Origin of the sequence: Streptomyces changchenzhani (assembly GCF_039766235.1) — a bacterium.
Classification (GTDB): Bacteria; Actinomycetota; Actinomycetes; order Streptomycetales; family Streptomycetaceae; genus Streptomyces.
Window position 1 is genome coordinate 480263 of sequence record NZ_JBDHNH010000005.1, and the last position, 13362, is coordinate 493624.

Below are 13362 nucleotides of genomic sequence, written 5' to 3' on the forward strand. Positions count from 1 at the left end.
AGGTGCCAGAAGCGCGGTCGTCCCTGGTGGGCGGCTTACGGTGGTGGGATGGAGAACCAGCGGCACGGCAGTGAGGTGCATGTCCTGGTCGTCGACGACGACCCGACGGTGTCCGAGGTCGTCGCCCGCTATCTCGACCGGGCCGGCTTCGCCGTGGACCGGGCCGCCGACGGGCCCGCCGCGCTGCGGGCGGCTGCGGAGCGCTGGCCCGACCTGGTGGTCCTGGACCTGATGCTCCCCGGCATGGACGGCCTTGAGGTGTGCCGTGCACTGCGCGCCAAGGGACCCGTGCCGGTGATCATGCCGACCGCGCGGGGGGACGAGGATGACCGGATCCTCGGCCTGGAAATAGGCGCGGACGACTACGTGACCAAGCCGTTCAGCCCGCGCGAACTGGTGCTGCGGGTCGAATCCGTGCTGCGCCGCGCCCGGTCGGCCGACGGCCGGCCGGGACCGCACCTGCGGGCCGCCGGGCTCCACCTGGACCCGCGGGCCCGCCGCGTCACCCGCGACGGCCACGACCTGGCGCTGACCCTGCGGGAGTTCGACCTGCTCGCGTATCTGCTGCGGCGCCCGGGACAGGTGTGCGGGCGCGAGCAGCTGATGCGGGAGGTGTGGGGCTGGGAGTTCGGCGATTTGTCCACCGTGACCGTCCATGTGCGGCGGCTGCGCAGCAAGATCGAGGACGATCCGGCGAGGCCGCGGCTGATCCGGACGGTGTGGGGCGTGGGCTACCGGTTCGACGTACCTGCGGATTCTGGTGGGGCGCTGGAAGAGGCGCTTGACGGGGGTTCGGAGGACGGGTCCCGGATGGGGGACGGGTCTCGGGCGGACGACGCCCCCCGGACCGATGACGCACCCCGGACGGAAGAAGGCTGAGCGCCGTGCGCGAACTGCTGATCATGGCCGCCTTCGCCTTCCTCGGCGCCGCGGCCGCCGGACTCCTCGGGGCGCTCGTGCTGCGCCTGCTGCGGCACCGCTCGGTGGCCGTCTCGCTGACCGTCATCGCCGCCGTCGCGGTCACCGCCATGCTCGCCGGGACCCTCTCCGTCGCCCAGGCGATGTTCCTCAACCCGCACGACCTCGGCGTGGTCACCACGGTCATCGCGATGGCCGCGGTCGTCTCCCTCGCCACCGCGCTGATCCTCGGCCGCTGGGTGGTGGCCCGCAGCAACGCCCTCACCTTGGCGGCCCGTTCGTTCGGCGACGGCGGAAGCTTCGCCGCGCCTGCTCGCGCGGCCACCGCCGAACTAGACGCGCTGGGAAGGGAGTTGGCTGCTACGAGCGCGAAGCTGGGCGTTTCCAGGGAGCGGGAGCGGGCGCTGGAGACCTCGCGGCGGGAGCTGGTCGCGTGGATCTCGCACGATCTGCGTACGCCGCTGGCCGGCCTGCGCGCCATGTCCGAGGCGCTCGAAGACGGCCTGGTCGCCGACCCCGAGCGCTACTACCGGCAGATCCGCACCGAGGTCGACCGGATGAACTCCATGGTCGGCGACCTCTTCGAGCTGTCCCGCATCCACGCGGGCGCGCTCGCCCTCAGCCCGAGCCGGATGTCCCTGTACGACCTGGTGGGCGACGCGCTCGCGGGCGCGGATCCGCTGGCGCGCGAGCTCGGTGTGCGCCTTGTCGGTGACGGCGTCGAGCCGCTGCCCGTCGAGGTGGACGGCAAGGAAATGACCCGCGTCCTGGCGAACCTGCTGGTCAACGCGATCCGCAGAACCCCGGCCGATGGGACGGTCGCGGTCGCCGCGCGGCGCGGGGAGCCGGGGACGGACACGGTCGTGCTCTCCGTCACCGACGGCTGCGGGGGGATCCCGGAACAGGACCTGCCGAGGGTCTTCGACACGGGCTGGCGCGGCACACAGGCGCGGACACCGCCGGCCGGGGCGGGGTTGGGGCTGGCCATTGTGCGCGGCATCGTGGAGGCGCATGCGGGGCGGGCGGATGTCCGGAACGTGCCGGGGGGCTGCCGGTTCGAGGTGACGCTGCCGGCGGCGGAAGGCTGAGCCGGGGCGGGGGCCTTTGCCCGTACCTCTGCCGAGACCGCCGGTATCAGGGGCGGGTGGGGGACCGCGCTCGTGCCGAGGCCCCGGCTGTCAGCGCCGGGGAACCGCGCCCGGCCCGAGCCCCAGCTCCCCGTCGCCCGCAGGCTCGAAGAACCGGGCCACGTCCGCGTCCGTCACCCGCGCGAGCTCCGCGGGCGACCAGCGCGGGCTGCGGTCCTTGTCGATGACCTGCGCACGGATGCCCTCCACGAGGTCGGGCGAGGACAGGGCGGCGTACGAGACCCGGTACTCCTGGTCCAGTACGTCCTCCAGTGAGCCCAGCGTCCGCGCGCCGCGCACCGCCGCGAGGGTCACCTTGAGAGCGGTCGGCGACTTGGTGAGGATCACATCGGCGGCCTCCTTCGCCGCGCAAATGCCGCTGTCGAGCAGCCGCTCGACGATCTCCTCGACCGAAGCGGCGGTGTAACAGGCGTCGATCCACTCCCGGTGCCCCGCCAGCTCACCCTCGGGCGCGGCCGAGGAGTACCGGCCCACCGCGTCCGCGACCTCCGTCCCGGACAAGGCGTCGGCGAACTCCGCCAGTCGCCCGGCCGGTACGAAGTGGTCGGCGAGCCCGCACAGCAGTGCGTCCGCCGTGCCCACCGGCGCCCCGGTGAGGGCGAGATGGGTGCCCAGCTCGCCCGGCGCGCGCCCCAGCAGATACGTGCCGCCGACATCGGGGACGAAGCCGATGCCGGTCTCGGGCATCGCGACCTTCGAGCGTTCGGTGACGATCCGCACGTCGCCGTGCGCCGATACACCCACTCCGCCGCCCATGACAATGCCGTCCATGAGGGCGACGTACGGCTTGGGGAAGCGGGCGATCCGGGCGTTGAGGCGGTACTCGTCGCGCCAGAAAGCCGCCGACGCGGTGCCGCCGGTGCGCGCGTCCTCGTAGATCGCGCGGATGTCGCCGCCCGCGCACAGTCCACGCTCGCCGGCCCCGGAGATGACCACGGTCCGTACGTCGTCGTCCTGTTCCCACCGCGTGAGTGCCGCGTCGATCCGGCGGACCATGGCGTGGGTGAGGGCGTTGAGGGCGCGCGGGCGGTTCAGGGTGATGCGGCCCGCGCGGCCCCGGGTGTCCAGCAGCACCGTGTCGTCGGGCGGACTGGGGGCGGCGTCGACGTGCATGATCTCGTGGGTCCCTTCCGGTGTCTGCGCCCGCACCCTAGCCCGCCTCCGTCCCCCGCCGCCCCTGAAACGCCTCCAGGATCCGTTCCGCCGCCAGCGTCGCCGTCAACTCGCCGTCGCGGACGCGGCGTTCCAGGTCCGGGGTTACCTCGCGTACCTCCGGATGGGTGCGCAGCCGGTCCAGGAGCTCGTCGCGGACCATCGCCCACACCCAGTCGACCTGCTGATTCCGCCGCTTCGCCGCGAGCCGGCCCGTCGTGTCCAGCAGCGTCCGGTGCTGTTCGAGGCTCTCCCAGAGCGCGTCGAGCCCGGTGCCTTCGCGCGCGCTGCAGCACAGCACCGGCGGGGTCCACGCGGCGTCCACGGGGCGCATCAGGCGTAGTGCGCCCGCCAGTTCGCGCGCCGCGGACCGCGCGTCGCGCTCGTGCGGGCCGTCCGCCTTGTTGACCGTGATGACGTCGGCGAGTTCGAGGACGCCCTTCTTGATGCCCTGGAGCTGGTCGCCGGTGCGGGCGAGGGTCAGCAGCAGGAAGGTGTCCACCATGTTGGCCACCGCCGTCTCCGACTGGCCCACCCCGACCGTCTCCACCAGCACCACGTCGTACCCCGCGGCCTCCGCCACGATCATGGACTCGCGGGTCGCCTTGGCCACCCCGCCCAGCGTGCCCGAGGTGGGCGACGGCCGTACGAAGGCCGCCGGGTCCACCGCGAGGCGTTCCATCCGGGTCTTGTCGCCCAGGATGGAACCGCCCGTACGGCTGGACGACGGGTCCACGGCGAGCACCGCGACCCGGTGGCCGAGGCCCGTGAGCCGGGTGCCGAGCGCGTCGATGAAGGTGGACTTGCCGACGCCGGGCACCCCGCTGATGCCGATCCGGCGGGCCGCACCGGCGTACGGCAGCAGCTCGGTCAGCAGCCGCTGGGCGAGCACCCGGTGGTCGGGCCGGTTGGACTCGACGAGCGTGATGGCGCGGGCGATGTACGCCCGCGACCCGTCGCGCACGCCCTTGACGTAGGTGTCGATGTCGATCGTGGGTGCCATCGGCTCACAGCTCGTGACCGAGTGCGGCGGCGAGCTTCCTCACCAGGTCCTGCGCGGCATCCGGGATCACGGTGCCGGGCGGGAAGACGGCTGCGGCGCCGGCCTGGTGCAGGGTCTCGATGTCCTGCGGGGGGATCACCCCACCGACGACGATCATGATGTCCGCGCGTCCCTCCGCGGCCAGTTCGTCCCGCAGCGCGGGCACCAGCGTGAGGTGCCCGGCGGCCAGTGAGGAGACCCCGACGATGTGCACGTCGGCCTCGACCGCCTGGCGCGCGACCTCGCCCGGCGTCTGGAACAGCGGGCCGACATCCACGTCGAAGCCCAGGTCGGCGAAGGCCGTGGCGATCACCTTCTGGCCGCGGTCATGCCCGTCCTGGCCCATCTTGGCGACCAGGATGCGCGGGCGGCGGCCCTCTGCCCGGTCGAATTCCTCGACCAGGACGCGGGTGGCCTCCACCGCCGGGGAAGTGCCTGCCTCGGTTCGGTACACACCGGAGATGGTACGGATCTGGCCCGAGTGGCGCCCGTAGACCTCCTCCAGCGCGTCGGAGATCTCACCGACGGTCGCCATGGCGCGCGCCGCGTTCACCGCCAGCGCGAGGAGATTGCCGTCCAGGCCGTTGGTCTGATCCGCGCCCACCCGCGCCGATGCGGTCAGGGCGCGCAGCGCGTCCTGACAGGCGTCCTCGTCGCGCTCGGCCCGCAGCCGCCGCAGCTTCTCGACCTGCTGGGTGCGCACCGAGGAGTTGTCGACCTTGTGCACGTCGATCCGCTCGTCGGTCTCCACCCGGTACTTGTTCACCCCGATGACCGGCTGGCGCCCGGAGTCGATACGGGCCTGGGTGCGGGCCGCCGCCTCCTCGACGCGCAGCTTGGGGATACCGGCGTCGATGGCCTGCGCCATGCCGCCGGCCGCCTCGACCTCCTCGATGTGCTCCCAGGCGCGCCGGGCGAGGTCGTGGGTGAGCTTCTCGACGTACGCGCTGCCGCCCCACGGGTCGATGACCCGGCAGGTCCCCGACTCCTGCTGGAGCAGCAGCTGGGTGTTGCGGGCGATGCGCGCGGAGAAGTCGGTGGGCAGGGCGAGTGCCTCGTCCAGCGCGTTGGTGTGCAGCGACTGGGTGTGCCCCTGGGTGGCGGCCATCGCCTCCACACAGGTGCGGGTGACGTTGTTGAAGACGTCCTGCGCGGTCAGCGACCAGCCCGAGGTCTGGCAATGGGTGCGCAGCGAAAGGGACTTGGGGTTCTTCGGGCCGAAGGTCTTGACCATCCTGGCCCACAGGAGGCGCGCCGCGCGGAGCTTGGCAATCTCCATGTAGAAGTTCATGCCGATGGCCCAGAAGAACGAAAGCCGGGGCGCGAACGCGTCCACGTCGAGGCCCGCGCCGAGGCCCGCCCGCAGGTACTCCATGCCGTCGGCGAGGGTGTACGCCAGCTCCAGGTCGGCCGTGGCTCCGGCCTCCTGGATGTGGTAGCCGGAGATGGAGATGGAGTTGTAGCGGGGCATCTTCTGCGAGGTGTACGCGAAGATGTCCGAGATGATCCGCATCGAGGGCGTGGGCGGATAGATGTAGGTGTTGCGGACCATGAACTCTTTGAGGATGTCGTTCTGGATGGTCCCGGCCAGCTTCTCGGGCGGTACGCCCTGCTCCTCCGCGGCCACGATGTACAGCGCGAGCACCGGCAGCACGGCGCCGTTCATCGTCATCGACACGCTCATTTTGTCCAGCGGGATGCCGTCGAAGAGCTGACGCATGTCGTAGATCGAGTCGATGGCGACGCCCGCCATGCCGACATCGCCCGTCACCCTCGGGTGGTCGCTGTCGTAGCCGCGGTGCGTCGGCAGGTCGAAAGCGACCGAAAGGCCCTTCTGCCCGGCGGCGAGATTGCGCCGGTAGAAGGCGTTGGACTCCTCCGCGGTGGAGAATCCGGCGTACTGCCGGATCGTCCACGGCTGGTTGACGTACATCGTCGGGTACGGGCCGCGCAGATACGGTGCGATACCCGGGTACGTACCGAGGAAGTCGAGCCCGGTCAGGTCCTGCGAGGTGTACAGCGGCTTGACGGGGATGCCCTCGGGCGTGTTCCACACCAGGTCGCCGTCGTCCTTGCCGGTGGCCTCCTTGACGGCCGTGCGCCACTGGTCATCGGAGACACCGGCGGCGGCCGCGGCCTCGCCCGGGTCTCCGAGCTCGACCTGTGTGAAGTCCGGGATCCGCATCACGCCACTCCGATTCGGTCGAGGGCGGAGGTGAGGACGGCGACCACGTCGCCGCCCGCGACGACGAACTCGTCGACCCCGGCCCGCTCAAACGTCTCACGCTGCTCGCCGGGACGTCCCGCGAGGTATACCCGCCGGGCGCCGGCCGACTTGAGCGCCTCGGCCACCCCGGCGGCGTGCTCGGCGTACAGGGCGTCGCTGGAGCAGATGCACGCCACCGTGGCCCCGCTCGCCGTGAACGCCGCGGCGGCCGACGCGGCGTCGACCGACACCGGGTCGTGGACCGGTTCGATGCCGCCGCTCTGGAAGAGGTTGGCGGCGAAGGACGCGCGCGCCGTGTGCGCGGCGGCCGGGCCGATGGCGGCCAGGAAAACCAGGGGCCGGGCGCCGGTCGCGGCGATGTGCGCGTCCGAGCGGGCCCGCAGTGCCTCGAAGTCCTCGTCGCGGCGCACCTTCGGCAGACCGCCCGCCGGCGCGGCTGGCCGCGGGTCGCGCTCCACCGGTGCCTGGGCGAGCAGTGGGAACTCGCTCACGCCGGTGATCGGCTCGCGCCGCTTCGCCAGCTGCTTCTTGCGGCTCTGCCAGGTGGCGCCGATCCGCTCGGCCACCAGGCCGGAGCGCAGGGCCGCCGCCTGGCCGCCGGCCCGCTCGATCTCCTGGAACCAGGCCCAGGCGGCCTGCGCCAGCTCGTCGGTGAGCTGCTCGACGTACCAGGAGCCGCCCGCCGGGTCGATGACCCGGGCCACGTGCGACTCCTCGACCAGGATCGTCGACGTATTGCGGGCGATGCGGCGGGCGAAGGCGTCCGGGAGGCCGAGCGCGTGATCGAAGGGGAGCACGGTCACGGCGTCGGCGCCGCCCACGCCCGCGGCGAGCGAGGCGACCGTGGTGCGCAGCATGTTCACCCACGGGTCGCGGCGGCTCATCATCACCGCGGAGGTCACCGCGTGCTGGCGCTGCGCCCCGGCGGCGGATTGCGCGCCGCACGCCTCGGCGACGCGGGCCCACACCCGGCGGGCGGCGCGCAGCTTGGCGATCGTCAGGAATTGGTCGGCGGTGGCCGCGTACCGGAATTCCAGCTGGCCGCAGGCCGCTTCCACGGACAGCCCGGCCGCGGTGAGGTCACGCAGCAGCGACACGCCGGTGGCGAGCGAGCAGCCCAGCTCCTGGGCTGCCGACGCGCCGGCCTCGTGGTACGGCAGCGCGTCCACGGTCAGCGCCCGCAGCCCCGGGTACGTCTCGTGGCAGAGCGCGGCAAGGGCGGCAGCGGCGGCGGTGTGGGCGGCGAGGCCGCTGTGGTCGCCGGAGCGTGCGGCGTGGCCCAGCGGGTCGGCGCCGAGGTTGCCGAGCGCGGCCTCGGGGGCGACGCCCCGCTCCTCGTACAGGCGCAGCAACTCTCTGGCGGCCTCGTCGAATTCGGCGCCCGCGTCCAGCACGACGGGAGCCAGGTCGAGATAGACGCCGGTCAGGGCCGTGCCGATGCCGGAAACCGGCACGCCGGCCGCACCGACGCTCAGCCAGACGGAGGCGACGCCGTTCTCCAGGTCCGCGAGCACGGCCTCATTGGTACGGGCCGGATCGGGCCGGTCGTGGCGCTGGCGCACGTCCCAGCCGGCGACCGCGCCGCCTGCCGGTGTGCCGCCGCGGACGAAGGGCGCGGAGCCCGGATAGCCGGAGCTGTCCGCGTACGCGCCGTCGTCGGCGGTATAGAGGGGGCGGGCCGTGAGCCCGTCGTCGAAAGCTGTGGACAGCAGGCTTTCGGCCGCCGTGTCCGGGACATCCTTACCCGTTTTGCGCAGTACGCCGGCCACCAGGCTCTGCCACTGCTCATGGGTCGCGTCCGGGAACTCGGCGGCCAGCGAAAACCCGTCATCGGGGAGGACCGTCATGCTCAGATGTTAGGGGAACCGTGCAAAGGTGCAGGAGAGGGAAGGCCTGTGACCTTGCCCTCTCCCGCTCACCCTTGATCCTTTGGGCGCTGTGGCCTATCCAGGTCAATCCGCGACCCGGGCGTGTCAGGGGCGCTGCCCCAGCCACTTCAGGCTGTTCACCAGGAAGCGGTTCTGGGTCTCGCTGGCGAACGTGGACGACAGCGGCTTGTTCGCCGCGTAGTCCATGGCGTTGTGTCCGAAGTTGGCGTACAGCATCTTGTACTGGGTGTTGGTCCACATGATCGGATAGTCACCGCTGCGCCAGGACTGGTTGGGGTCCGTACCCAGCGGGAAGCTCACCGGGTCCACCGAGGCCAGGACCTTGATGGACGGATTCTTCCGCAGGTCGTTGGACCAGCTGTACCACTCGCTGACGGACGAGGTGAAGGTCGCGGGTATCCCCGCGTTCGACGGGTGGGTCCTGTTCTCGCTGCGCAGCACCGCGGTCGTCGGCCCCCAGGTGTTGGAGCGGAAGTTGCCGCTGCCGAGGAACTGATCGTGGTACCAGGGCCACTTGTGCGCCTCGGTGGTGAACGCGGCGACATGGAAGCCCAGCCAGCCACCGCCGGCCCGCATGTACCGCTCGAAGCCCGAGCGTTGAGCGGGCGTCTGCGGCATGTCGTCGAGGAACACGACCACTTGGTACTGGTCGACGGCGCTGCCTGTGAGCAGGTTCCAGTTGTTGCTTGAGGTGTACGAGAAGTTGTTCTGGGCGGCGGCGCCCGGGAACCACTTGTTGGCGTCCTTGACGAAGTCGATGTGCGCCGCGTCCCAGGTGCCGCTGTACAAGGCGAGCACCTTGAAGGCGGGGGCGCGCGGTGCCTGGGTTTCCGCCGCCGCGGGGGCGGCGTACAGGCCGAGCAGTGTGGCCAGCAGTACGAGGATCCGCACTCCGACTCGCGTGGCGCCGGTCTTGACCATGGTCATCGACAGGTCCCTTTCAGCTGGAGGTTCGGCTACGGATGGCTGACGAGGTTCGCCACATTGGTCGAGGAGTTCGAAGGCCCGCCGCTGTTGTTGATGACATGGCGGATCGTTCCGGTGCCGCCGAGCGAGACGGTCACCATGCTCCGGAAGCGCACATTCGCGTTGTCCGGCGCCTGGGAGGCCCGTTCGGCCGCTACGCTCGGGTTCGCGTTGAAGAAGCAGTAGCTTCCGAGGCCGAAGGCCTGATGGCTGGTCACATTGTTGGCGACCTTGTACGCCGTGTAGCCCTGGGTCGAACCGTCCATCCAGGCAGCCTGGTTGGGCGGGTCGTAGGGCATCTCGTTCTGTTGAAGTGCTCTCCCTCCAAGGGAAAGGTTCCTGCCTACCTTGCGGTGGCGGGCTTGACGCGGTGGGCGCGCCTGGCGACTGCCCTCCCGGCAGCCGGGATGAGCGCGTGGCCCATCCGGTACAGGTGCAAGACGTTCCTGGCTGCGTTGTGGTCGGCGTTGCCCGACCAGCCGCAGTCCGGGTTCTTGCACACGAACACGGTCTGGCTCTCCCGGTTGCCGGGCGTGATGAAGCCACACGCGGAGCAGCGTTGGGAGGTGTGTGGGGCGGGGACCTTGTGCAGGGTGCCGCCGAGCCGGGCGGTTTTGTACGTCAGCATGGTGACCGTCCGGGACGTTTTGTACGTTTCTTGTGTACGCGGATCGGAGCACGGTTTCTCCTGTGCGGGGGTGCCGTGATCACGGTGTCCCGGTGTGGGACACCGTGATCACGGCGTGGGGGTGGAACGGCCGAACCGGTGCGGGGAGGCGCTGGTCAGCCGTTGTACTGGGCGAAGACCCGGGTGAAGTCCCAGGGCTGCTGCGCTACGCCCGAGCAGGTGTCCGCGCCGCCGCCGGTGCACGGCCGGTCACGGTTGACCGACCAGAACGTCAGCCGGGCGAGGTGCCGCTGCTGCGCGTAGGCGAGGATCGTGCGGAAGTCGGCCACCGTGATGGTCTCGTTGACATCGGTGATGCCGTTCATCGACGAGATACCGGTGTGGCGGTAGGCCTGGTCGTCGGTGTACCCGTAGGCGCTCTTGACGGTGTTCTTCAGGCCCTCGGCGGCGCGGACGGTGAGCGTGCCCATGTTCTGGCCGTTTCCACCGAAGTTGAACGGCATGATCGTCCAGCTGTCCACGGTCAGCCCGGCGGTCGCGGCCCTGCGGATGAGGCCGCCGTCGGGGCCGTTCTGGGCGGTGCCGAAGGTGACGAACACCTTGATGCCGGGGTTTTTGGCCTTGACGGTCTTCAGTGCGTCGACCGTGCGCTGCTGGACGGTCGGACTGTCGTACGCCGCCGCCTCGATGTCGATGTCGATGGCCTTCAGCCCGTACGCGTTGATCACCTTCTGGTACGCGGCGGCCAGCTCATCGGCGCTGCCGCAGGAGCTTTCCAGCTTGTTGCCGCTCCAGCCGCCGAAGGACGGGATGATGTCGCCGCCCGCCGCGCGGACCGTGTTGACCGTCCGCTGGTCCACACCGCCGACGAGCGGCCGGCCACCGTCCCACTGCGGGTTGCAGTACCCGTTGCTGAGCACGAAGGCGAGGGTGAACCACTTCACGCCGGTGGCATTCATGACGGTGGTCGGGCTGGGCGGGCTGCCCCAGCCGTTGTAGATGTACGGCGCCACCGCTATCGGGGCTGCGGCCTGCAGCGGTGCTCCGCCTCCGGTGGGTGCACCTCCGGTGGGCGCGGCCGACTTCTGGTGCGCGGCGCCGGTGCTGTTGATCTGCGCGTTCGCCGCGACCGTGCCGGTGGCCGGGGTGCTGGTCAGGCCCAGGACAAGAGCCGCGGCGGCTCCGGCGCCCAGCACACCGCGCATCGCGGGTGTGCGCAGGAGGGGCTGCGGGATGCGTTCGACTGTTGCTTCGCGTTGCGGTTCATCTGGCTGCCACCGTTCACTTCTGGTTGGCGACGGTGCCGGTGCGGACCCGGACGTGGTCGACGACGAGTTGCTGGGGGAAGACGGTGCTGCCGTTGGGGTCGCCGGGCCAGTAGCCGCCGACCGCGAGGTTGAGGATCAGGAAGAACGGCTTGTTGAACACCCAGGCGCGTCCGCCCAGGTCGGCGGGGGTGCGCCGCTGGTAGACCTGGCCGTCGACCGACCAGGTCACCGCGTTGGGGGACCAGTCGATGGCGAAGGTGTGGAACGCGTCGGCGAACTGCTGGCCGCCGGGCAGTGTGAACGCGGAGCCGATGCCGCCGGAGCCGGAGTAGCCGGGCCCGTGCAGGGTGCCGTGCACGGTGGACGGCTCGAAGCCCACGTTCTCCATGATGTCGATCTCGCCGGAGTTGGGCCAGCCGACCTGGCCGATGTCGTTTCCGAGCATCCAGAACGCGGGCCACATGCCCTGGCCGCGCGGCACCTTCACGCGCGCCTCGACGTGTCCGTAGGTCTGGGTGAACTTGCCCGCGGTGTTCAGCCGGGCCGAGGTGTACTCACAACGCCCGTACCAGCACTGGTAGTTGCCCGGGTTTTCCTTGCGGGCGGTGATGACCAGCTGGCCCTGGCCGTTGAGGGCGGCGTTGCGGTTGCCGGCCGTGTACCACTGCCGTTCGTGGTTGTTGACGTTGTCGCCGGTCTCGATCTGCCACTTGCCGCTGTTGACGGCGGAGCCGGCCGGGCCGTCGAAGTTGTCGGTGAACGTGTCGGCGGCCGGCGCGGCCGGCGCGGGGACTGCTTCTGCTGCGGCCGGAGCGGCCGTGGACCTTTCGGGGGCGGGGTGGCCGCTCGCAGGGCCGGTGGCGATTGAGGTGAGGGCAAGCACGGACAGAACAGACACGAGGATGCGTCGTGTTGAGCGTGGGGAGTCCATGACTTTTCCTTCCGGAGTATGTAAGGAGGAAGGGGGAAAGGTGCTGTCATGTATATGACAGGTGAAGGCTCGATGCGGCTGCGCCTGGATGCGCCGAGTGGGGGGTGGGGGGACTTACTTCACTACGTGATTTAAGAAGTGAACTAATGCGCTGTCAATACTTTGGTCCGGACCACTGGTTCTCATCCGTGTCCGACGTTCCCGTCCATGGCTGTCCATGGCTGTCCATGGCTGTCCATGGCTGTCCATGGCTGTACGTGGCTATTCATTGACCTCTGTGGCGGTCCGTGGCGGGTGGGGCGCGGGAGAGTCGTCCGGACGGTCGGCCCGTTTTCCACCATGGAGGCGAATGTGCGCCCGCATACGAACTCGCGCAGGAGTATCAGCCAGGCGGGCAGCCCGGCAGCCTGGTCGTCCGCCGCCGGGGCTGGTTTGCGGCGGGTGGGGTGCCGAGCCTCGGATTCGTACAGGTGTTTGATTCGAGGTACGCTCTTTCCATGGCCGTACACCTGCAGAGCTCACTCTTCGACCAGGAGGACGAGGTCGGGCTGCGCCCCCTGGACGGGCTGCGCCGCACCGATCTGGGTCACGGCGCCTGGATCGACGTACTGCCCCAGTGGCTCACCGGGGCGGACGCGCTCTTCGAGGAACTCGCGCGCGGCGTCGAGTGGCGGGCCGAGCAGCGCGTCATGTACGAGCGGGTGGTGGAGGTGCCGCGGCTGCTGTCCTTCTTCGGCGCCCACGACCCCCTGCCGCACCCGAAGCTCGACGAGGCCCGCTCGGCGCTCAGCGCGTACTACGCGGCCGAACTCGGCGAGCCGTTCACCACGGCGGGGCTCTGCTACTACCGGGACGGGCAGGACAGCGTCGCCTGGCACGGGGACGCGATCGGCCGGGGCAGGAGGGAGGACACCATGGTCGCGATCATCTCCCTCGGGGCGCCCAGGCACCTGGCGCTGAGACCCCGCAGACCGGGCCCGACCCCGGTGCACAAGCCACTCGGCCACGGTGACCTCATCGTCATGGGCGGCAGCTGCCAGCGCTCCTGGGAGCATGCGATTCCCAAGACGGCGCGACCGGTGGGACCACGTATCAGCGTGCAGTTCCGCCCCCACGACGTGCGCTGAGCGGATACCGCGTCGGGCGCCGAGCGAATACCGCACCCTCCGTCTTGCGCATCGCGGTTGTGCCGG

At 70.6% G+C, this 13362-nt stretch carries 8 protein-coding genes and 4 pseudogenes; 3 read left to right on the plus strand and 9 right to left on the minus strand.

The genetic code is table 11. The features are described from left to right. Nucleotides 1-48 precede the first annotated feature (48 nt). Together ABCR94_RS19100 and ABCR94_RS19105 are read left to right on the plus strand one after the other, a co-directional pair. Complete coding sequence (locus tag ABCR94_RS19100) at nt 49-879, plus strand: response regulator transcription factor (RefSeq protein ID WP_347120601.1); 831 nt, start codon at nt 49-51, stop codon at nt 877-879. 23 nt (nt 880-902) lie between these two features. Next, nucleotides 903-2006, plus strand: coding sequence for a sensor histidine kinase (locus tag ABCR94_RS19105; RefSeq protein WP_521977329.1), 1104 nt, complete (start codon nt 903-905; stop codon nt 2004-2006). A gap of 90 nt (nt 2007-2096) precedes the next feature. On the opposite strand, the gene ABCR94_RS19110 is transcribed toward ABCR94_RS19105, so the two are convergent. From ABCR94_RS19110 to ABCR94_RS19150, 9 genes and pseudogenes are all read right to left on the minus strand, one after another. Then, complete coding sequence (locus tag ABCR94_RS19110; RefSeq protein WP_347120754.1) at nt 2097-3179, minus strand: enoyl-CoA hydratase/isomerase family protein; 1083 nt, start codon at nt 3177-3179, stop codon at nt 2097-2099. Between the two features lie 37 nt (nt 3180-3216). Further along, nucleotides 3217-4221, minus strand: a complete 1005-nt coding sequence (meaB, locus tag ABCR94_RS19115) for a methylmalonyl Co-A mutase-associated GTPase MeaB (protein WP_347120603.1) — start codon at nt 4219-4221, stop codon at nt 3217-3219. Between the two features lie 4 nt (nt 4222-4225). Beyond that, entirely contained in the window at nt 4226-6445 is a 2220-nt protein-coding gene (gene scpA, locus ABCR94_RS19120; protein ID WP_347120605.1) for a methylmalonyl-CoA mutase, read from the minus strand. Then, nucleotides 6445-8334: a methylmalonyl-CoA mutase family protein gene (locus tag ABCR94_RS19125; protein WP_347120607.1), complete on the minus strand. Its 1890-nt coding sequence runs from the start codon at nt 8332-8334 to the stop codon at nt 6445-6447. The genes scpA and ABCR94_RS19125 overlap by 1 nt, the downstream gene beginning before the upstream one ends. 138 nt (nt 8335-8472) lie before the next feature. Further along, nucleotides 8473-9303: pseudogene (locus tag ABCR94_RS19130) on the minus strand (ThuA domain-containing protein); the annotation flags it as partial. Nucleotides 9304-9332: 29 nt separating this feature from the next. Continuing rightward, nucleotides 9333-9668, minus strand: a pseudogene (locus ABCR94_RS19135) (coagulation factor 5/8 type domain-containing protein); the annotation flags it as partial. 17 nt (nt 9669-9685) lie between these two features. Beyond that, nucleotides 9686-9982: pseudogene (locus ABCR94_RS19140) on the minus strand (zinc ribbon domain-containing protein); the annotation flags it as partial. A gap of 143 nt (nt 9983-10125) precedes the next feature. Continuing rightward, the gene (locus ABCR94_RS19145; protein WP_347120608.1) at nt 10126-11175 is read right to left on the minus strand and encodes a chitinase; all 1050 of its coding nucleotides are present in this window, start codon (nt 11173-11175) and stop codon (nt 10126-10128) included. Between the two features lie 100 nt (nt 11176-11275). After that, nucleotides 11276-12169: pseudogene (locus ABCR94_RS19150) on the minus strand (glycoside hydrolase family 16 protein); the annotation flags it as partial. 497 nt (nt 12170-12666) lie between these two features. On the opposite strand from ABCR94_RS19150, the gene ABCR94_RS19155 reads away from it, so the two are divergent. Then, a complete protein-coding gene (locus ABCR94_RS19155) occupies nt 12667-13296 on the plus strand; it encodes an alpha-ketoglutarate-dependent dioxygenase AlkB (RefSeq protein WP_347120610.1) in 630 nt (209 codons plus the stop codon). Nucleotides 13297-13362 lie beyond the last annotated feature (66 nt).